This is a genomic window from Desulfogranum aggregans (genome assembly GCF_055398265.1).
In genome coordinates, this window is record NZ_AP042447.1 from 3,189,128 (window position 1) to 3,208,854 (window position 19,727).

Annotated in this window: 14 protein-coding genes and 1 pseudogene; 8 read left to right on the top strand and 7 right to left on the bottom strand. The window is 53.2% G+C overall.

Going from position 1 to position 19,727, the window contains the following annotated elements; translation table 11 throughout:
- From ACZ52Z_RS14040 to ACZ52Z_RS14050, 3 genes are read left to right on the top strand one after another with little or no spacing between them, the layout of a single operon-like run.
- Entirely contained in the window at positions 1 to 1,863 is a 1,863-nt protein-coding gene (locus tag ACZ52Z_RS14040; RefSeq protein WP_464267402.1) for a secretin and TonB N-terminal domain-containing protein, read from the top strand.
- Positions 1,864 to 1,895: 32 nt separating this feature from the next.
- Positions 1,896 to 3,578, top strand: coding sequence for a pilus (MSHA type) biogenesis protein MshL (mshL, locus tag ACZ52Z_RS14045; protein WP_464267403.1), 1,683 nt, complete (start codon positions 1,896 to 1,898; stop codon positions 3,576 to 3,578).
- 47 nt (positions 3,579 to 3,625) lie between these two features.
- Complete coding sequence (locus ACZ52Z_RS14050) at positions 3,626 to 4,645, top strand: hypothetical protein (RefSeq protein WP_464267404.1); 1,020 nt, start codon at positions 3,626 to 3,628, stop codon at positions 4,643 to 4,645.
- A 100-nt stretch (positions 4,646 to 4,745) separates the two neighbouring features.
- On the opposite strand, the gene secB is transcribed toward ACZ52Z_RS14050, so the two are convergent.
- Positions 4,746 to 5,210 (bottom strand): protein-export chaperone SecB, encoded by a 465-nt coding sequence (gene secB / locus ACZ52Z_RS14055; RefSeq protein WP_464267405.1) that lies wholly within the window; start codon positions 5,208 to 5,210, stop codon positions 4,746 to 4,748.
- Between the two features lie 167 nt (positions 5,211 to 5,377).
- Positions 5,378 to 8,215 carry an excinuclease ABC subunit UvrA gene (gene uvrA, locus ACZ52Z_RS14060; protein WP_464267406.1) on the bottom strand — a complete coding sequence of 946 codons (2,838 nt, stop codon included), beginning with the start codon at positions 8,213 to 8,215 and terminating at the stop codon, positions 5,378 to 5,380.
- Positions 8,216 to 8,521: 306 nt separating this feature from the next.
- Here uvrA and glyQ point away from each other — a divergent pair, with 306 nt between their 5' ends.
- Positions 8,522 to 9,388, top strand: coding sequence for a glycine--tRNA ligase subunit alpha (gene glyQ / locus ACZ52Z_RS14065; RefSeq protein ID WP_464267407.1), 867 nt, complete (start codon positions 8,522 to 8,524; stop codon positions 9,386 to 9,388).
- 93 nt (positions 9,389 to 9,481) lie between these two features.
- On the opposite strand, the gene ACZ52Z_RS14070 is transcribed toward glyQ, so the two are convergent.
- Positions 9,482 to 10,201 (bottom strand): metal-dependent hydrolase, encoded by a 720-nt coding sequence (locus ACZ52Z_RS14070; protein ID WP_464267408.1) that lies wholly within the window; start codon positions 10,199 to 10,201, stop codon positions 9,482 to 9,484.
- Between the two features lie 254 nt (positions 10,202 to 10,455).
- Here ACZ52Z_RS14070 and ACZ52Z_RS14075 point away from each other — a divergent pair, with 254 nt between their 5' ends.
- From ACZ52Z_RS14075 to ACZ52Z_RS14090, 4 genes and pseudogenes are all read left to right on the top strand, one after another.
- On the top strand, positions 10,456 to 10,974 hold the full coding sequence (locus ACZ52Z_RS14075) for a MarR family winged helix-turn-helix transcriptional regulator (protein WP_464267409.1): 519 nt from the start codon (positions 10,456 to 10,458) through the stop codon (positions 10,972 to 10,974).
- Positions 10,975 to 11,109: 135 nt separating this feature from the next.
- Positions 11,110 to 11,286: pseudogene (locus ACZ52Z_RS14080) on the top strand (pirin family protein); the annotation flags it as partial.
- Positions 11,287 to 11,326: 40 nt separating this feature from the next.
- Entirely contained in the window at positions 11,327 to 11,890 is a 564-nt protein-coding gene (locus ACZ52Z_RS14085; protein ID WP_464267410.1) for an NAD(P)H-dependent oxidoreductase, read from the top strand.
- A 190-nt stretch (positions 11,891 to 12,080) separates the two neighbouring features.
- Positions 12,081 to 15,248 carry an NAD-glutamate dehydrogenase domain-containing protein gene (locus ACZ52Z_RS14090; protein WP_464267411.1) on the top strand — a complete coding sequence of 1,056 codons (3,168 nt, stop codon included), beginning with the start codon at positions 12,081 to 12,083 and terminating at the stop codon, positions 15,246 to 15,248.
- A 192-nt stretch (positions 15,249 to 15,440) separates the two neighbouring features.
- On the opposite strand, the gene ACZ52Z_RS14095 is transcribed toward ACZ52Z_RS14090, so the two are convergent.
- The 4 genes from ACZ52Z_RS14095 to ACZ52Z_RS14110 form a co-directional block, all read right to left on the bottom strand.
- Positions 15,441 to 16,337: a hypothetical protein gene (locus tag ACZ52Z_RS14095; RefSeq protein ID WP_464267412.1), complete on the bottom strand. Its 897-nt coding sequence runs from the start codon at positions 16,335 to 16,337 to the stop codon at positions 15,441 to 15,443.
- A 375-nt stretch (positions 16,338 to 16,712) separates the two neighbouring features.
- Positions 16,713 to 17,237 (bottom strand): DUF2721 domain-containing protein, encoded by a 525-nt coding sequence (locus ACZ52Z_RS14100; RefSeq protein ID WP_464267413.1) that lies wholly within the window; start codon positions 17,235 to 17,237, stop codon positions 16,713 to 16,715.
- Between the two features lie 54 nt (positions 17,238 to 17,291).
- Complete coding sequence (locus ACZ52Z_RS14105; protein ID WP_464267414.1) at positions 17,292 to 17,783, bottom strand: rhodanese-like domain-containing protein; 492 nt, start codon at positions 17,781 to 17,783, stop codon at positions 17,292 to 17,294.
- A 160-nt stretch (positions 17,784 to 17,943) separates the two neighbouring features.
- Entirely contained in the window at positions 17,944 to 19,665 is a 1,722-nt protein-coding gene (locus ACZ52Z_RS14110; protein ID WP_464267415.1) for a methyl-accepting chemotaxis protein, read from the bottom strand.
- Between the last annotated feature and the right edge of the window lie 62 nt (positions 19,666 to 19,727).

Consider the following 19,727-nt stretch of genomic DNA (forward strand, 5'->3'; position numbering starts at 1 on the left):
ATGTTTCACTTTTCTTCCCCACCCAAGTGCCTGATCGCGCGAACACACGCTGGCGCGAAGCTGGCCCTCCTCTGCATTGCTAGTGTTTGTCTGCTTGGCATGGGGGCTGCCTTTGCTGCGGACAACGAAGAAAATGCCAACACCATTGATGCATTGACAGCGGTTGATACTGGTACGGCCATCGAGATCAGGATTAGCAGTTCAGCGTCTCCCACCTATACGGTCTATGAACTCTTCAATCCTGCGAGAATCGTTCTGGACATGGCCGAAGCAAAGCCGAGCGAAGGATTTACCCCACAACTGGCTGCTGCCGCTGGAATAGAGCTTACCACTACCGAGCTCGCTGAAATGACTCCTCAGCTGTATCGCTTTGCCTTCACCCTGCCTCAATCCATGCCGTTTGAAACGGTCCAGGAAGGAAACGACGTGGTCCTGACCATTGTCAAAGGTGAGGCCGGAACGGCGATAACCCAGGGACTTGAGATTACGGACATTAAGGTCAGCACGACCCCGAACCAAACCAAGGTGCAACTCCTGGCCAACGCACAAATCAAAGAATATGCCTACGATGTGCTGGACGGAGAGGGAACCACACCGCCCCGCCTGTACATAGACATCAACAATGTCCAGGGCAGCACACTCCTCCAGGAACAGAATGTCGGTACCACCCTTTCCAGAATCCGGGTCGCCAACCGAGGCTCAGGGCTGCGGTTTGTTTTTGATGCCGCTGAACAGGAGCTTTTCCCCTTTACGGTGCAATCAATAGACAACGGACTGGTTGTAACCATCGATGAACCTCAGGAAGCCGACCAGATCACAGCACTGATCCAGGAAAAAACAACCATAGAAAGCCAGCTCCCTGAGGTTGACCCCCTTGAGGCCAGACTCTCCCCTCAGGCAACGGAAAAGCAGATCCAGGATGCCTTTAATTTCTCCGGCTACAACAAGGAACGTATCACGGTTGACTTTTACAAAATCGACCTGCACAACGTTTTCCGTCTGTTCAGGGAAGTCAGCGGAATCAACATCGTGGTGGACGAGGGTGTTTCCGGTTCACTGACCCTGGCTCTGGACAATGTGCCGTGGGACTTTGCCTTGGATATTATTCTCAACCTCAAAGGACTGACCAAGGAAGAACGGTTCAACACCCTGGTTATTCTGCCCAAAGCTAAGTCCTTTAACTGGGCCAAGCAGGCGGAAAACAACATCTCTTTTGAAGCAGATGTGGAAGTTGCAGAACAGGAAGCACTCATTATCAAGCAGCAGCAAAGCGTGCCCAGGGAAGTTATTGAAGCCAAGCAGCTTATCAGCAAGGCGAGGGAGGCGGAAAAACGAGAAAATCATGAACTGGCCATCAGCCTGTATGAGCAAGCCTTTGTGAAATGGCCAGAAAACGACAAGCTGGCCAACCGTATAGCCTCTGTCTATCTTGTCCATCTGCGCCAGAATGCCAAAACGGTTTTCTACGCGAAGAAGTCATTGGCCGTTAATCCGGAGAATGCATCAGCCGCACTGAATGCCGCCATTGCCCTGGCCAACATGCAGGAACCCGGGCAGGCACTCGAGTTTTTTGACCAGAGCATCAGCGCGGACAAGCCGAGTGCGGAGGCGTTGCTCAGCTACGCGGTGTTTAGCGAAGGACAGGAGGAATATGCCGGAGCACTGAAACTGCTCGACAGACATGATGCGCTCTATGGCCACAACCTCAATTCCATGGTCGCGGTCGCTCGTATTAATGACAAGATGGGCAACCATGCGACAGCAACGGAAAAATATCAGGCCATCCTCTATGCCGGATTTCGCATCCCGCCTGATCTTGCAAAGTATATCAAGGGCCGTGTAGCCCTCAAACAGACAATGTAATTGCGCTCCATACAGAATCTGAGGAAAACCATATGAAGTTAAAACACTGTTCATTGCCACTGGCTCTTTCGCTACTGCTCCTCACCCTGTCAGCCTGTGCCAACAAGGACAACACAGCTCAGGCGCCCGTAGAAGAGGTGCTTCCCACCGCAGTGGAAACGGCCGCTCCTACATCAGCTCCGCCGGAACAACTGCCGGTGAGATTTCAGACTCCAGGGTATGTAACGACCGAGCAACAGGCTGATGACGATCTTGATGATCAGGCTGGTGAATACCAGCTGAAAGTGGGCGCAACCATACGCTCCACCGCCGGCCCGCAACCCCTGTGGGATATTCTTAATCGGCTTGCTGCGCTCAAGGGCATGAGTGTCAGCTGGGCAAGTGATGTCGACCAGGCCGTCAAGGTAGACGTGAACATTGCCGCAGATGACGACTATTTTACCGCAATTGACAACCTGCTTCGTCAGGTTGATTACTTTCAGGAAGTGGAAGGCAATACCATTGTCGTCAAATATCGGGAAACCAAAAAATTCTTTATCGCCATCCCGAGCATGAAAGGTAATTACACCACGACCACCGGCGGGAACTACCTCACCGATCGGGAGGCCGCCACGGGTACGGAAGGAACCATTAAAATCACCAGTGATGAAAACGCCTTTGATGTCTGGTCCAATATTCGATCCAATCTCGACCTGATCATGCAGCAGTGGACCACGGTCACCATGGAAGCAGACGAGCCGGAAACAGAGAATGAGGAAGGCGCTGGTCCTGCCCCAGCCGAAAGCCAGCAGGCCACCCGTCGTATGGCCACCGGCGGCTCCTACTACACCATTGACCAGTCTGTGGGCCTGATTACCGTGACCGCTCCAAGGCCGTTGCTGGACAAGGTTGAGCTCTACCTGACCACCTTGAGGGAAGAGGTGTATCGTCAGGTGGTCATCGAAGCGAAAATTATTGAAGTCTATCTCCAGGACAATTCCAAAATCGGTCTCGACTGGAGCCTGGTGCTAAAGGATTTCGACATCACCGGCACCACCTTCTTCGGTACAGCCGGCACAGGTGGAGACGGGCAGGTGTACCCGTGGATCCCTGCTGAGGGCGATGCGGACTCCATTACCACCTTTGTCAGCAAAATCACCCTCAACCCGGCTAACTTCTCCGTCATGCTCAATGCACTCAATGAGCAGGGCGATGCCAATGTACTTTCCAACCCGAAGCTCACCGTGCTCAACGGTCAACCGGCATTGATCAGTGTCGGGCAGGATATCGCCTATATCAAAACCGTCTCCAGAAACGTAGACTCCGGAAGCGGCAGTACCCTGACGACGGTTACCTACACCGCCGAAGTTGACAACGTTGTCGAAGGTGTGGCGCTCGGCGTTGTAGCCTCCATTGTCAATGACGACAGGGTCGTACTTCATCTTACCCCGGTCACCACCAACCTGGTTGATGATCCCATCGAATACCGGACCTTTGGTGACGGCCTGGAAGTGGGCCTTCCGCGGGTAGGAGTGCGGCAAATGTCAACCATGGTGGAAGTGGATAACGGAGAAATGCTCGTTATTGGAGGACTCATCGACGAAATTGAATCCACTGAGGGCAAATTCGCCCCGGTGGTCGGTGAAATTCCATTGGTAAAGTACCTTTTCGGTGCTGAAGAAAAAATTCGTGAAAAGCGGGAGTTGGTCATTCTGCTGACCCCCAGAATCATATGAACCAGGACGCCATGGATAACCATAGACAGAAAAACAGGAGAAATGGAATGAAGTACAGTCGCTATCTGCTGATTGGTTTACTTGCGCTGCTTCTCGGAGGCTGCGGAACAACCGTCAAAGAATCGTTAAAGGTGCAGCCGGCTGCCAAAAGTGATAAAGGCGCCGATAAAACCGTCGTTATCCTTCCATTTGCGGATTATTCTTACGCCGATAATCTGGACTCCGCATACCAACGCAACCTGTATGTCACCGAAAACCTGACCGACAGGCTGGTGAGCAACAGTTTCCATCTTCCGGTGCAGGAAGACGTCTTTCTTTACCTGGTCGACCACAATATCATCAATGTGGTTGCCTATGAGCAAAAGAAAACCGGCATGCTGGAAGAGGAAATGCAGGATGAATGGTCAGCGGAGATGAAAAACCATCTCCAACGCTACATTGACCTGACCAAAACTCGGAGCAACAATCAGCCTGTTCTAGAGAGCCCTGGCACCCACGGGTTAACCGCTCAGGAAGTGGTCAAGATAGGACGTCATTTCTCCGCAGACTATATCGTTCGCGGCCGGATCATCCAGTACAAGGATCGTCAGGACCCCTCTTGGGCGCCATGGAAAAAAGGCGTGATCGGTTTTGTTACCGGGGTGACCAACAAGATCGCCTTTGGACAGGCAGAGTCGGATAAATATGATAACTGGGGCAATATGGCAGCCGGCGCGAGCTATGGTGCATTGATCGGCGACAAAGTGCATTGGCCGTATACAGGCGATGCTGATCAGACCATTTTCGGCGTATCCGGCAGTCAGATGGGTAACACCATCTTCTGGGGAGCTATCGGTGCAGGGCTGGGCCACATGTCCCATAAGACCGGTAAGATCCCTCAGGCTGTTGTCCAACTCCGTATCTGGGTTCAAGATGCCTATAACGGCGATGTAGTGTGGACCAACAGGGTAGACGTCAAGGTTTCTCCGGAATCTGTCCTGGCCGATTACCAGTACGACGATCTATTTGAAGGGGCGACAGAAAAGGCCGTCACCACCCTTATTGACGATTTTACGGCAACACTCTAGCCAGTCTTCCTGCCACTCTACTTCTTTCCATCAGCAAAAAGGGCTGTCCGTATCAACGGACAGCCCTTTTTCTTTTGCTGTGGTTGTATTGGCTCCCGGATCAGGCATCCTGCTTTTGCTTCTGAGCATTGTCATAGAGAGCCACAAAGTTAATCGGTTCCATTAAAAATGGCATAAAACCGCCATCCACAGAGACCTGGCTGACAATCTGGCGGGTAAAGGGAAACAGCATCAGCGGGCAGTCGACCGCCATAACCCTGGCCAGGTGCTCCTCAGGAATATTCTTCAGCATAAAGACCGCAGCGTGCTCAATTTCCACGATAAACATCACCTTGTCATCGGCCTTTTTATCAAGCACCTTGGCAGTGACATTCAAGGAAATCTCGTAGTGGTCGCCATCAATTTTTTGATTTTTGATCTGCAGATTAAAATCAACCTTAGGTTCCTGGTTTTTTTCCAGGAAGATTTGTGGCGCATTGGGGCTCTCAAAAGAAAGATCCTTGATGTACATCTTCTGCATCCGAAAAATCGGCGCTTCCTGCTGGTTGTTGGTCTCTTCGGTCATAATAGTTCCTTCATGGGTAAGTTTACTGGATAGTGGCTGTCCTCTCCGGTGGGCACACAGCTTCCGGCGCGCTGCTCTGTTTCCCTCTTGAGTAGACAAGCCTTATACACACGTGTCAAAAAAAGTATCGCCACCTTAACAGGGAAAGCGTCTTGGGCAAATTGAAATCAATCCAGGCCGAGGGTTTGGCGAAGAAATTTTCCGGTATAGGAATGTGGCACTCCGGCTACCTCTTCCGGGGTGCCGCTGGCGACAATGGTCCCGCCGCCATCCCCACCTTCCGGGCCGATATCAATGATATAGTCAGCGGTTTTGATCACATCCAGATTGTGCTCTATAACCACCACGCTGTTGCCGCCATCAACCAGCCGTCCGAGAACACGCAACAGATGCTGAATATCGGCAGGATGAAGCCCGGTGGTGGGTTCATCGAGGATGTAGAGGGTGCGGCCTGTGGATCGCCGGCTCAGTTCTTTGGCCAGCTTTACTCGCTGCGCTTCACCACCGGAAAGTGTGACCGATGATTGCCCCAGTTTGATATACCCTAAACCGACATCATAAACGGTCTGCAGTCTTTTCTGGATTGGAGGAATATTCTGAAAAAATTCAAGACTTTCTTCCACCGTCATATCGAGAATATCCGCTATATTCTTTCCCCGGTAGCGAATATCCAGGGTCTCCTGATTGTACCGTTTGCCATGACACCGTTCGCAGGTCACGTAGATATCTGGTAAAAAATGCATTGCAATCCGTATCACCCCGTCGCCTTCACAGGTTTCGCACCGCCCTCCTTTGAGGTTGAAGCTAAAACGCCCCGGCTTGTATCCTCGGGAACGAGATTCGGGCAGTCGAGCCAGTAATTCCCTGATCGGAGTGAAAATCCCGGTATAGGTGGCCGGATTGGAACGGGGGGTCCTGCCGATGGGGCTCTGATCTATATCGATAACCTTGTCAATATTCTCAAGCCCTCCCAGGATGGCGTTCTTGGATGACAGGCCACCCTTATCAAGGATTGCTCCCTGAGCTTCCTTATACAGGGTTTCAATAACCAGGGAACTTTTCCCGGAGCCGGAAACACCGGTCACGCAGGTCATCACACCGAGGGGAATGGCAGTGCTCAGGTTTTGAAGGTTATTGACAGAGGCTCCGTTGATGCGAAGTTGATGTTTTTTGCCGCGACGAAGTTTGCGCCGCTTGGCGGGAACAGGAATTTCCAGCCTGCCTGAAAGGTAGCCGCCGGTTAAGGATTCCTCGCAGCCAAGAAGTCCGGCAACCTTACCGGAGTAAATAATTTCGCCACCATGGACACCGGCTCCCGGGCCTATATCCAGCACAAAATCGGCAGAGGCAATGGTATCGGTATCATGTTCCACCACGATCACGGTATTGCCGAGATTACGCAGGTTCAGCAGCGTCTTGATCAACTTGTTGTTGTCCCGTTGGTGCAGCCCGATACTTGGCTCATCCAGGATGTACAGCACTCCCGCAAGCCCCGATCCGATCTGGGAGGCCAGGCGGATGCGCTGCGCCTCTCCTCCGGAAAGGGTCCCCGCCTTTCTGTCCAGAGAGAGATAGCCGAGCCCGACACCGAGAAGAAAGGAGAGCCGCTCATTGACCTCTTTGAGGACGGGTTTGGCGATCACTGCCTGCCGTTGAGAAAACTCCAAGGTCTCGAGCCTGCGAATCAATTGTTCAATGGAAAAACCGGTCAGGTCCATGATTGACCACCGCCCCACCTTGACCGCCAGTGCCTCGGGTTTTAATCGCAACCCTTTGCAGGCCGGACAGGCCTGTTCATTCATAAATTTACCGATTTCTTCCCGAACCCGGGTAGAGGTCGTGTCCCGAAACAGCCGGTTCAGCCTGGGAATGATCCCTTCAAAGGCAACCTGAGAGACCAGTGCTCGCCGGCCTCGCTGATGATGAAACTCGAGCTTTTCTCGTCCGCTTCCATACAGGATTGCCTTTCTGACCTTTAGCGGCAACTTACCAAATGGGGTGTCCGGATCAAAACCATAGTGGCGGGTAAACGCATCAATCCACTGTACGGCATAGGTGGAAAGTTTTCGCCGCCGCCATGGAGCAATGGCGCCTTCGCTCAAACTGAGTTGCGGATCCGGAATCACCAGTTGCTCATCGATAAACTGGTTGACCCCCAACCCGCTGCACTCGGGACAGGCACCCTGGGGATTGTTGAAGGAAAAGAGCTGGGTGGACAATTCGGGAACGGAAATACCACATCGGTGGCAGGCGGCTGCCTCGCTGAACAAAACCTCCTCGCCGGTGTCAGGAAAAAGAGCGACCATGGTCCCCTCGCCCAACTGCACCGCTGTGCTGACTGATTCATCCACACGCCGACGGATGGTGGGTTTCAGCACCAACCTGTCAATCACCGCCTCGATATAATGATGACGGTTTTTGTCCAGTACAATCTCTTCGCTCAGTGGCCGGATCTCTCCATCCACCCGGACCCTGACATATCCCTCCTTGCGCAGCCGGAGAAAGACCTGTTCATGACGTCCTTTCTTCTGGATGACCATCGGTGCCAGCAGCACCACTTTTTCGCCCTCATCCCTATGCAGAAGATTTTCCACCATATCCTCGATGGACTGGGAACGAATCGGATCCCCGCACTGGGGACAGTGGGCCTGGCCTGCTCGGGCATACAGAAGGCGCAGATGGTCGTAAATTTCGGTGACGGTGCCAACGGTGGAGCGGGGGTTTTTACTGGTGGTCTTCTGCTCAATAGACACTGCCGGTGACAATCCTTCCAACAGGTCCACATCGGGTTTATCCATTTGACCGAGAAACTGCCGGGCATAGGTGGAAAGGGACTCCACATATCGACGCTGCCCTTCGGCATAGAGGGTGTCAAATGCAAGGGTCGACTTTCCCGAACCGGAAAGTCCGGTAAAGACTATCAGCTCATTTCTGGGTAAATCAACGGATATATTTTTCAGGTTGTGCATTCGCGCACCACGAATGCGCAAAAACTGCGGTTCCATATACAACTCTTCAACAGGTTACTCTGCTCGCCAGAGAACAGGCGGCAGCATAAAGAATCAACCCGTGGTAACCAATATACAATTTCATTTGCCACAGGGCGTTACTATGGTAGACTGGTATGCTTGAATATGAACAATTGCGATCAGTTGGTCTCCAATCTACGATCACCTGCCGGTCACTGCCACGCCGGCAGGAAACACAGGTCACCAGCGCGCGGAGGGCTTTCCCCGGCCGTAGCGGTATGAACGGTTACCTAACTGTAGCCATCTTTTTACAACAATCAATACAGGAAAACTCTCTTTGCCATGTATTTTCAAGACATCATCGGGACATTGAACAGTTACTGGGCTTCTGTGGGTTGTGTCGTTCTCCAGCCGTACGACATGGAGGTTGGTGCAGGAACGTTTCACCCGGCTACCCTCCTCCGCGCCCTGGGCCCTGAACCATGGAAAGCGGCCTATGTACAGCCGTCTCGACGCCCGACTGATGGTCGATATGGAGAAAATCCCAACCGACTGCAGCACTACTACCAGTATCAGGTGGTCATCAAACCATCACCCGCCGATTCTCAGGAACTGTACCTGGAAAGTCTGCGCCAGTTCGGTCTGGACCTGCTTGAGCACGATATCCGATTTGTTGAAGACGACTGGGAATCACCTACCCTGGGGGCCTGGGGGCTTGGCTGGGAGGTATGGCTGGACGGTATGGAAATCACCCAGTTCACCTATTTTCAGCAAGCCGGTTCCATCGACCTGAAGCCGATTACAGTGGAAATCACCTATGGTCTGGAACGGATAGCCATGTACCTGCAAAAGGTGGACTCGGTCTACGATATCCAGTGGAATGAGCATGTGACCTACGGACAGATCTTCCATCAGGCGGAAAAGGAGTTTTCAGCCTTCAACTTCGAGGAGGCCAATGTGGGGGATATGATCACCGCGTTTGATAATTACGAACGGGAGGCTCTCAAGCTGGTGGACAAGGACCTGATCCTGCCCGCCTATGACTTCTGCCTCAAATGCTCGCATACCTTCAACCTGCTCGATGCCCGTAAGGCCATCAGTGTTGCTGAGCGGACCCGATATATCGGCAGAATCCGCAACCTGGCCCGTCAAGTCGCGCAAAAGTATGTGCAGCAGCGAGAGGCTATGGGCCACCCTCTGCTCAAGTAATCCGCCTCTGTTCCCTGCCAGATCTTCTACCACAGCCACCGGTTTCAGCCTTTGCTCCCGGTGGCTGCTTCCCTCCCTTTAACTGCAGGGGTCTTACAGCACTATCCCTTTTCCGGGACTCAGCACCGTTGCCTTTGCCTTTGTTGCTGTCTCAACGCGTGCGGCCCATGCGTCGGGATCCTGCCGGATCACGTCAAAGGTGTTATAGTGGATGGGAATCACCTGCTTGGGTTCAATCAATTGAACGGCACGCAGCGCATCATCCGGGCCCATGGTAAAATTGTCGCCAATAGGCAGGATGGCCAGGTCAATACCCGCCTCTCCGATAAGCTTCATGTCATAGAACAGGCCTGTATCGCAGGCATGGTAGATATTCTTGCCTTCAATGGTCAGCAGAAAACCAGCCGGTGCGCCTCCGTACGAACCGTCCGGCAACTGTGATCCATGGTGGGCGATGGTCAATTTCACCCTTCCCCACGGATAATCAAAACCGCCACCGATATGTTGTGGATGCACCTTTTCAAGCCCCTGGCTGCCAAGCCAGTTGCAAATTTCAAAATTTGACACAATCGTCGCACCGGTACGGCGAGCTATTTCCACTGCATCACCAACATGATCTCCATGTCCATGGGAGACAAGGATATAGTCGGCTTGCACCTCCTCTGCCTTGAGCGGACTGAGCGGGTTACCGGTGATAAACGGGTCAATGAGTATTGTGGTTCCATTAGTTTCCAGTTGAAACGCTGAATGGCTCAGCCACGTCACTTCTATTGCCATCTCCTCCTCCTGTACCTGGTTGGATTGTTCCTCCATACGGAGGCATCAGTACTGTTGTTGATCGGCCATCTCCTTTGCAATCCTTCAGAGAAACTCATCAACCGTACGAAGACCAGCCCACTATACCCCCTCTGATCGGCGACTGTCCATGATTCTCTTACCCAACACCGCCACCTGTCCTGTTCTCCGAGCTCGTTTATACAAACGCAGCCGCGATTTTTCCGCCCTCTCTACCTTGACAAGGCCGGCGCAGGATATAGTTTAACATTAAACTAATAAGGACGGATACCATGGATCACTTCACCCCTGCACCGTACGACCAACGAAAGGCCACGCTTAGCACCTTTGTCAAACTCATGCGGGCAGCAGAATCGGTATCAGCCGCTGTTCATCGTCACCTGGCGGCAAAGGATCTTTCCATCAGCCAATTCGGCATCCTCGAAGCCCTGCACCACCTGGGACCGATGTGCCAAAAAGACATCGCCCGAAAAATACTGAAAAGTGCCGGCAACATCACCATGGTGATCGACAACCTGCAGCGCCGGGGCCTGGTCACGCGCGAGCGCGACCGAAAGGATCGACGCTATTCTGTGATCAGCCTGACGGACAAAGGAAAAACGCTGATAGAAAAGATATTTCCCCTGCATGCCGAGCAGGTTCACCAACGGATGTCCTGCCTTAGTGGAGCGGAATTGCAACAACTGAGCGATCTGTTGAAAAAATTGGGCATTGGTCCCCTTCCATCCGACCCTTCCGAGGTAGCAGGCCATGCTGAACAACCTACCCGAACAACAACCACACTTCAGTGATCTGGGCTGGCTCAATACATACTGGCTCTTTTCCTTTAGCGAATACAACGACCCCAACAATATGCAACTTGGCAGCCTCCGGGCGTTCAACGATGACATCGTCAAGCCGCAGACGGAGCTCGGCAGAGCCATCCCCACCGCGAGATGGAAATCATCTCTATCGTCGTCCAGAGTGAAACGATCCACAAGGATTCCATGGGCAACACCAAGGCCGTCAGAGCAAACGATGTTCAGCGCATGACCGCCGGAACCGTGCTCCAGCAGTCGGAATGGAATCACGGAAACACCCCGGTGGCCTATTTCCAGATATGAATACTATCAACCTATTTTCCCTACACAGAGGAGACCATCAATGACACGGATTCTGGTTATTTACGCAAGCGACTTCGGGAGTACGGAAAAAATGGCCAATGCAGCGGCAGAAGGTGTTCAAACTGTTCCTGATGCCGAAGTTGTCCTGAAAAAGGCAGAAGAGGTGACAGCCGACGACTTTACCGCAAGCCATGGAGTACTGGTGGGAACCCCTGTGCACATGGGCAGCGTCGACTGGCGGGTCAAAAAAATGATCGACACTGTCTGTTCAGGCCTCTGGATGCAGAATAAGATGAACGGCAAGGTGGTAGGCCTCTTTGCCTCCGGCGGGGGATTTGGCGGCGCTGGCGGTGGAGTGGAGGTGGCCTTCCTTTCGATGCTCAATAACTTTATTGAGATGGGTATGCTCTTTGTTCCTTTGCCGAAGATGACCGAAAACTATAAAAAAGGCGGACTGCACTGGGGGCCCTACGGTCGTTCGGCTGATGAAGATATGACCCCTAATGGCGTCAGCGAAGAGGTGCTCGGCCTGACCAAACAACATGCCGTTCACCTCACCCGGGCCGCCAAAGCGGTTAGCGACGCAGCAATATTCACCGCATAAAACCAAGGTATGCCGGCGGCTTTTCTGTGCCTCCGGCATACCTTTTCCAGCTACGGGTCGCTCCCTTTCCGTCACCGGGCACAAAAGACTTGCCCTTCTCCTGCAGAACTGCAAAAATCACGGGAACCACCATATTCTCCCTCCGCTCGCAGCGGGGGAGTCACCCCATATCAACACTCGGGTAAACAGCATGCATTTTTCCCAGGAGCATCCCCCCACGTCCTCGGAGCAGGGCAAAGAGATTAAACCCGGCAGCGGTGCAGACATCATCAACCAGGCGGTCTCGGTCGGGCTGGCGCCGCGTATCCTCTACCAGGCGGTGATCGACCTTTCCTCCCAGGGGTTGATTACGGCAAACTGCATCAACATGGCTGCCGGTATCCTGCTCAACGATCTGGGGTTACCGAATTATTTTTTTGAGCATATCAAACCGGCTGCACTGGCTCACTTGCTTCAATCCATTGCCACCAGCGTGAAACGGATCGACGACCGGGTTGTACTGTACGGGCGGGTGGCTCATGTTGATTTTGACGTTGAGCTGGGCAGCGACATTCAACGAGTGCGAATCGCCACCGAGGAGACCCGGGACAGTATGGAATCCATACTCGAGCCCTATATCTCGGGGCATCGTCGCGAATACTATTTCAGTCCGAAAAACAGGTACTACACTTATATCATACGTCCTCAGACCGTAGCGGAGCTGCCGCGCGAGGCGTTTACCGAGTCCCGTTTTCTGTTCAACATCTCCCAGGACTACGCCAGTACCCCTGAACCGACACGCAAGCGCTACGAAAAATTTCTCCTCCAGGCTGAGGCATCGGTGTTTCCCCTGATTGAATTTTTCAATCTGCCCCAGACCGGTGAAACCCGCCTGATGTTCAGAAGCGACTTTGCCCGTCCCCAACTCCCCGTCTTCCGTAAACTGCTTGCAGACCACGGCCTGATTCTGGTTCGCGCCTATTGGGAGCCATACTATTCCGGAGGTACCGGTATTCCCACATCCATCTGTACCCTTTATATCCAGGGAGAGCTCTCCCGTTCCCAGGAACAGACCGTTGCCGCCGACCTGACTTCTTACCTTGCCTGGGCGGTCAATGGTGCCAAAAGGCTTTACCTGGAGGACAAGCTCTCCTTTCAGGCCATGCTTTTTGCCGGGAACGCCATCGACTTTACCCATATGTTCATCTACCAGGAAAGTGAAAACGCCACGGATAGGGAAATCCTTGGCAGCCTGGCCGGCCGCGACCACCAGGACGCCTTTGCGAAAAGAATCCACGGGGCCAATAAGTCAACCTACGGCGATACCCTGATCGAAGAAACCGTCTGCAACCATCCGGATCTGGTGCAGATCCTGTATTCGCTTTTTGAAGAACGTTTTCATCCGCAACGCAAAGAGCATCCAAGTACAGCTGACCTCGAACGTCGATACGAGCAATTCGAGCGCATGCTTGCCTCTCGGTTCATTGATTTTCCCGTGGGATACGAGATCTTTCACTTTATGTATAAACTGATTGCCTGTACCCTGAAGACTAATTTCTACTGTCCGGCCAAGCGATCCTTTGCCTTTCGCTTTGATAATGCCGTGCTTGATCCGCTGGTGTACAGCCAATTTGTTTACGGCGTCTTTTTCATCAACGGTCACTATGCATGCGGCACCCATCTGCGCGCGGCCGACATTGCCCGTGGAGGACTCCGGCTGATCAGGGTCTCCTTGGCCAACTATGCAACTGAACTCGACAACGCGGTCCTGCTCAACTACGCTCTGGGCCCGAAAGCCCAGCGACTCAAGCATAAAGACATCTGCGAAAGCGGTTCCAAGGGAGTGGTGATACCCCGTCCCCTTTATACAGGCTACCCTCTGGAAGCCCTGCAGGATTATACCGAGGGAATTATGGACCTGATGATGCCAGGGAGCGCCATTGTCGACTACTATGACAAAAACGAGATGATCTTTTTCGGTCCCGATGAGGGGACCGCCCTGTTAATGGACAAAGTGGCCAGACGAGGAAAGGAGAGAGGCTACCCCTACTGGAGAACTCTGACCACCGGCAAAAGCTTCGGCATTCCCCACGACACCTACGGTCTTCTGCAGAATGGCGATCTCTTTGCCCTCTACGGCCGCGGAGATGAGGGGGTGGACCTCCATCTCAACGGCACTTCGGTTGTCCTCACCAGGGACATGGACACCGTGTACCAGCATATAGGTGGCAAAATAGCAACCAGCGGCATGACCACCACCAGTGTCATGTCTACCTTCCGTACCCTGATTGCCGCATTCGACACCCGAGAGGAAGAATTGAACCTGATGATGACCGGCGGACCGGACGGCGACCTGGGAGCCAACCAGATCCAATCCTACAGGGGGCGAATATGCCTGATTATCGACGGCGGCTCGGTCCTGTATGACCCTGCAGGACTGGACAAGCAGGAACTGACCAAGATCGCCTTCATGCGCCACACCACACCACGGGCCAATACCCTTGCTTATCCTGTTGAAAAACTGAGCAGCAATGGTTTCATAGTACCGGTTGGCTCTGCCAATATCCGACTGCCGGACGGCACCGTGGTCGAGGATGGCACCTACTTTCATCGTCACTTCCTCTCCACACCGGATAACCGGCGCTTTGTCGCCCAGGCCGATATCCGCGCCTTTATCCCGTGCGGCGGTCTCAAGGACACCATTAACCAGAGCAATGTCAAACTGTTTCATGCCTTGTTTGCCGAGCTCGAATACATTGTCGAGGGTGCCAATGTCTTTTTCGATGATCCTGCCCGACGCTTCATTGCCACCTCAACCTCCATCAAGCACATCAAAGACTCCACCGCCAACAAGGGGGGGGTATACAGCAGCTCCATCGCCGAAATCCTCACCGCCTTTCTCCTTCAGGATGCATACGAAACCCAGCTGCTCGAGAACAATGCTGTCAGAACCGCCTTAATCAAAGATGTGCTGCTGCAGGTTAAAGAATATGCACGGCTCGAGACAGCCATGCTGCTGGACATTCACCGCCGGGACAACAAACAACAGCTGTTTGAACTCTCAGAAAGCACCAGTGAGGCCATTTTTGCCTTCCAAGAAGTGCTGGAGACACACCTGGCGACCATCCTCAGCGACGAGACCCTGGTATGGCAGACCATTGCAGCCTACACTCCGGAAGTCCTGATCACCACGCTGGGCCGGGAGCACATTATCGCAACCCTCTCTTCACCGGATATCCAACCCTACAGAAATGCGATTCTGACCAAAAAGCTGGCTGCAACCGCCTATTACGCCAACTATGCAGAGTGGAACCAGTTTCTGGCGGCAGCAGACAACGACCTGGCCGGAGTGCTTCGCGAGGTGATGGACAGGCCCTGAACCTGTCAGCGTCAGAGCCTTCGCTGCATAGCAGTTAATTCCTGACAGAAATGCCGCACTGCACCTTCAATGCATACGCGGTAACCAGTCAGGATTAAAAGAGAGAAAAAACCGTGCAGCAGACACCGGCCACAAGGCTGGCATGTTGCGTGGCGGGGGGGGGGGGGGGGAAAGATGGTGAAAGGGTATGTATCAGACCTGCTGTGCTGGTGCGGGTACCCCAGAATCTGGGAGAGAAGGGGCTGCTGTCGATTCCTCTTCAGCCGAGGAAAGCTGTTCATCAAAACGCGAAGGAATGGTCAACCCTTGGATGAGTCCGTTTACTTCCTCCAGGATTGCAGCCACCCCATGCAGGACCTCCCGGTTTTCCTCGCTTTCCCCTGCCATGGCGGCGAGATGGTGCTGAAACAGCCTGTTGATCGGTCCCTGGGCCTTTTCCAGCATCCGTTCCTTGTGGGCCTGCAGCTGTTGTTCGATATGCGCAAAAAGCGTATCCAGGTCGATGGAAGGCTCAGCGTCCTGCCTGGAATGGGACATGCCTGACTCGCCAGGGACAAATCCCCCTCCTACCGGTCCTGTTGCCTGGCGGGCAACGGTTGACTCCACCGCATAGGAACGATGATACCGGATATCTGCCGCAAAGGAGGAAAGGGAGTCTAAGCCGCCGAGGTCAAGGGCCCTTTGCACGACGCTATCGACATCGCCTTTGCGCATGGCGCTGATAACCTGGTCAAGACCGCTCAGAAGCGCTTCAATATCCTGGAGCTCTTGTTCACTCAAGTCCCCTTCTACGCTAAAGGCAAAACGTTGCCCCGACGCCAGGGATATCTCCCGCTGGTGGACCTGGGTTATCGACGTCCCATCTTCTGTCCGCACAACCCCTGTCCGGTTGTATGCAAAGGCATCCAGCTCGGAAAAACTGCTGGCATTCAAGGTAACCTGATCCCCCTCGCTGGTCTGGAGAACGATTCCCGTCTGCAACCGTTCCTGGTAGGCGAAGGTTTGCTGTTGTACATTCTGGGCACTCTGCAGGCCGGACATCCGGTGTTGCCGGGAAGCGATCCCTGGAAGGGGAGAGTGGGTATTCATGCTGTTTGCATTCCTTGATTGGAGTGGACGCGGTTGCTGTTCATACCCTTATCTTTTCGGCGTCTTCACATCAAATGTTAATGTTTTATCGTACTTTTTTCATATTATTCGGCATAGTGGTATTATACCGGCAAGTTACGATTGCACGCACCAACTCCGCTGGCTTGCGCTCGGCAGTACGCAGGGTATTTATCTGAATCCGTGAGCGGTGGAAACGCCGTGCAGATTCAGGGCGGCCTGGTGAGCCGGAGTCGTTTTGTTCATTCAACTGCAAATATCTGTCTCTCAACAAACTGATACATAGAGCACGCTCTGCATGGTCACTGATTCCGGCAGTAGAGAAAAGGGGGACCCGTTTTTGTTCCTGCTGCACCACTAGACTATGGTTTCCGCTGTGTGCTGCTTGTCCAGTCGTTGAATACGGTCCTGCAGGATGCCGACAACAATTCTTGTTTCATAAAACAACAGTATGGAGCCGAGCACCAGACCACCCACAGCCATGAACACCGCACTCACGGCAGTGAGGGCAAATATCCCGTTCAACTGCTCTATATGCAGACTGACCAACCCCGCCCCGAGCAAAGATAAGACAGCACCAAAGGCAAAGCCGCCAAGGGAAAAATAAAATGAGCGGGTAGCCTGCAGCAGCAGCACTGCCCGTTTTTCCGTCTTGCGAATCTCTGCGTCGATCCGATCAAGCAATACCAGGTCACTTGCTCGCCGCGCCTCCTCAATCTGCCTCGACAGCTCCCGTGCCCGATCAATGGCCCGGGCAAAACGATTGGAGGTGCTCAATACCATAAGCGCCGAAGCATTGGTTAAAATAGCTGGGGCAACGATGAAGGTCAGGATAATGAACGGATTGGAATGGAGGCTCTGCGAACCAGCGACAATATCCATACAGCTTGCTGTTCCTCAATAACTCGGTAACGGACGAAAACCACTTGATGCCATTTATTCCTCCTCTGCCTGCAGCAGGATAATCTGCTCGTCGGTAATAGAGGTCTGGACCGGATAGCCGGACCGGGCCCATTCGGTCATGCCCGTATCAATAGCCATTGCATTGGCGTAACCGAACTGGTTGAGCTGCCTGGCAGCAAGGGCCGCCCGTGCACCGGACTTGCAGTAGACATAAATTCTCTCGTTCGTATCCGGAATGAGCGACCAGATACTGAACTCAAGCAACCCACGCGGAGCATTGACGGCACCAGGGATGTGCACTGCCTCGTATTCCCTTGGGGTACGAACATCGAGCAGGGTCACGTCCTCATCTGCATCCAATACTTTTTTCAGCTCGGCAATGGAAACCTGTTTGGTTGCCTTGCGCGCTTCCTCAACAAGCTTTCCTGTAGGGGTATCCATCCACGGAGGTTGTCCCGCCTGCGTCTGAAAGGCAAGAATGGCAACCCACAGCAGACTCATTGCCAGCATTTTACCGTTAAACATGGTGTTTCCTCCACAGCATTTGGCATAATGGATAATTCGCCCGTCCTCTATTTCCTACATTGTGTATAGCCCTTGGGGAGATGTCAAGGCAAGGACGGGGCTGGCGGCGCTACCTTTTTCTCCTCACCGAGCAGGTGATAAGAGCTGTCGCATCCATCACCTACACCTTGAAGCTATTGACAATGCCATTGAGCCCAGTTGCACTCTCCAACAGGCTGCGGGCGTTATCCTCAACCTCTTTGCTGCCCGAAGAGATACTGTGCGCAGCTGCGGATACCTCGGCAATATCACGGGTAATTTCAGCCGCAACCGAAGAGCTCTGCGAGACATTTTCATTAACCTCTTGAATCCCCTGACTGGCCTGGGCAATATTTTCCGCAATTTCCCGGGTGGTTGCGGTCTGTTCTTCAACGGCCGTGGCAATGGACCCGACGGTTTCATGCACACCCTCAATCACCTCGGTGATACGATTAATACCGTTGCCTGTTTTGTCACTGGTGGTTTGCACGGCATCAACCAGGGTCTTTATTTCCAAGGTTGCATCGGCGGTCTGCCGTGCGAGCTCCTTGATTTCATTGGCAACTACCGCAAACCCCTTGCCTGCCTCCCCCGCTCTGGCAGCCTCAATGGTGGCATTGAGTGCGAGGAGGTTGGTCTGCTCGGAAATTTCAGTGATGGTTTCGGTCATACGCCCGATCTTACTGGCTGCAGCTCCCAGTTCATCCATTGAGCCGGATGCTGTTTTTGCCTGGTGGACCGCTTCAAGTGAAACGCCCCGCGCCCTTTCGGCATTTTCAGCGATTTCGCTGATGGTCGAACTCATCTCTTCGGCGGCCACTGCGACCATATTGGCATTGGTTGCCGACTCTTCCATGGCTGCAGCCACGCTTCCCAGATTAGCGCTCATCTCCTCGGAAGCGGCGGCGACATTGGTGGCCCGTTGGGAGGTATCGGTTGAATTTTCCAAGAGTTTTCCGGAAATACCCAACAGAAGGTCCGAGCTGGCGGTAACACCGGTGGCGTTGTCTGTCAGCTGGCGGATTATATGCTGGAGCCTTTCGATAAAGAGGTTGAACCAGCTGGCCAGTTCACCGATCTCGTCTCTTGAGTGTATCTGGATGCGTCGGGTCAGGTCACCCTCGCCCTCGGCAATATCCTGAAAATTGGCGACCATCATCTTCAAGCCGCGCACCAGCCCAAAAGCGATAACCATGCTCAGGGTAATAATGCCAGCAAAAATCAATCCGGCAACAACCAGCATGTAGATGATATTCTTTTTGGCCTGATTGGTCATCTCCTCGGCCATGACCGACTGGCTGCGGGTGATATTGTCCAGATAAACCCCTGTCCCCACCCACATGGAGGTGCCGGGAATCATCTCCGCATAACTGAGCTTGGCCACGTCTCCGGCTCCGGGCTTGGGCCAGATGTACTCGACAAAACCACCTCCGGCAGATGCCTTCTTATACATTTCCCGCACAATATACACACCGTTCGGGTCTTTTAATTCCCCCAGGTCCTTGCCCTGCAGTTCTTTTTTCGGTGGCAGAGAAACATTGGTTGTCTGATTATAGACAAAGTAGTAGCCGGACTTGTCCTCCTCAAACCGGATTGTGTCAATTCCCTTGCGAATTATCTCTATCTGTTCTTCAGGGCTGGATACCCCCTCGATGGCGCTGGCCAGGGCCAGGGCTATTGAGTGCCCTGCCACCTGGAGCTTCTGCTGTTGGTCGGCCAGCATAATCTCTCCGGTTTTTTCAACCCCCAACTCTTTGATCCGGTCGGAAAGGTGTAGGGTAAACGCAATCATTACAGCAAAAAGGACCAGTATTGCCCCAATAATGAGCAGCATGCGGCCTTTTACCGAAAATGTATTCAGCATGGTACGCTCCTTTGTATTTTTTGGTTATAATCAGCACCAGTGAGCATTCTCCAGCGGGACAC

What these genes read in the sequence shown, in the direction of transcription:
- ACZ52Z_RS14040 (WP_464267402.1), top strand. Translation starts at nt 1, where the DNA reads ATGTTTCACTTTTCTTCCCCACCCAAGTGCCTGATCGCGCGAACACAC.
- mshL (WP_464267403.1), top strand. Translation starts at nt 1,896, where the DNA reads ATGAAGTTAAAACACTGTTCATTGCCACTGGCTCTTTCGCTACTGCTC.
- ACZ52Z_RS14050 (WP_464267404.1), top strand. Translation starts at nt 3,626, where the DNA reads ATGAAGTACAGTCGCTATCTGCTGATTGGTTTACTTGCGCTGCTTCTC.
- secB (WP_464267405.1), bottom strand. Translation starts at nt 5,210, where the DNA reads ATGACCGAAGAGACCAACAACCAGCAGGAAGCGCCGATTTTTCGGATG.
- uvrA (WP_464267406.1), bottom strand. Translation starts at nt 8,215, where the DNA reads ATGGAACCGCAGTTTTTGCGCATTCGTGGTGCGCGAATGCACAACCTG.
- glyQ (WP_464267407.1), top strand. Translation starts at nt 8,522, where the DNA reads ATGTATTTTCAAGACATCATCGGGACATTGAACAGTTACTGGGCTTCT.
- ACZ52Z_RS14070 (WP_464267408.1), bottom strand. Translation starts at nt 10,201, where the DNA reads ATGGAGGAACAATCCAACCAGGTACAGGAGGAGGAGATGGCAATAGAA.
- ACZ52Z_RS14075 (WP_464267409.1), top strand. Translation starts at nt 10,456, where the DNA reads ATGGATCACTTCACCCCTGCACCGTACGACCAACGAAAGGCCACGCTT.
- ACZ52Z_RS14085 (WP_464267410.1), top strand. Translation starts at nt 11,327, where the DNA reads ATGACACGGATTCTGGTTATTTACGCAAGCGACTTCGGGAGTACGGAA.
- ACZ52Z_RS14090 (WP_464267411.1), top strand. Translation starts at nt 12,081, where the DNA reads ATGCATTTTTCCCAGGAGCATCCCCCCACGTCCTCGGAGCAGGGCAAA.
- ACZ52Z_RS14095 (WP_464267412.1), bottom strand. Translation starts at nt 16,337, where the DNA reads ATGAATACCCACTCTCCCCTTCCAGGGATCGCTTCCCGGCAACACCGG.
- ACZ52Z_RS14100 (WP_464267413.1), bottom strand. Translation starts at nt 17,237, where the DNA reads ATGGATATTGTCGCTGGTTCGCAGAGCCTCCATTCCAATCCGTTCATT.
- ACZ52Z_RS14105 (WP_464267414.1), bottom strand. Translation starts at nt 17,783, where the DNA reads ATGTTTAACGGTAAAATGCTGGCAATGAGTCTGCTGTGGGTTGCCATT.
- ACZ52Z_RS14110 (WP_464267415.1), bottom strand. Translation starts at nt 19,665, where the DNA reads ATGCTGAATACATTTTCGGTAAAAGGCCGCATGCTGCTCATTATTGGG.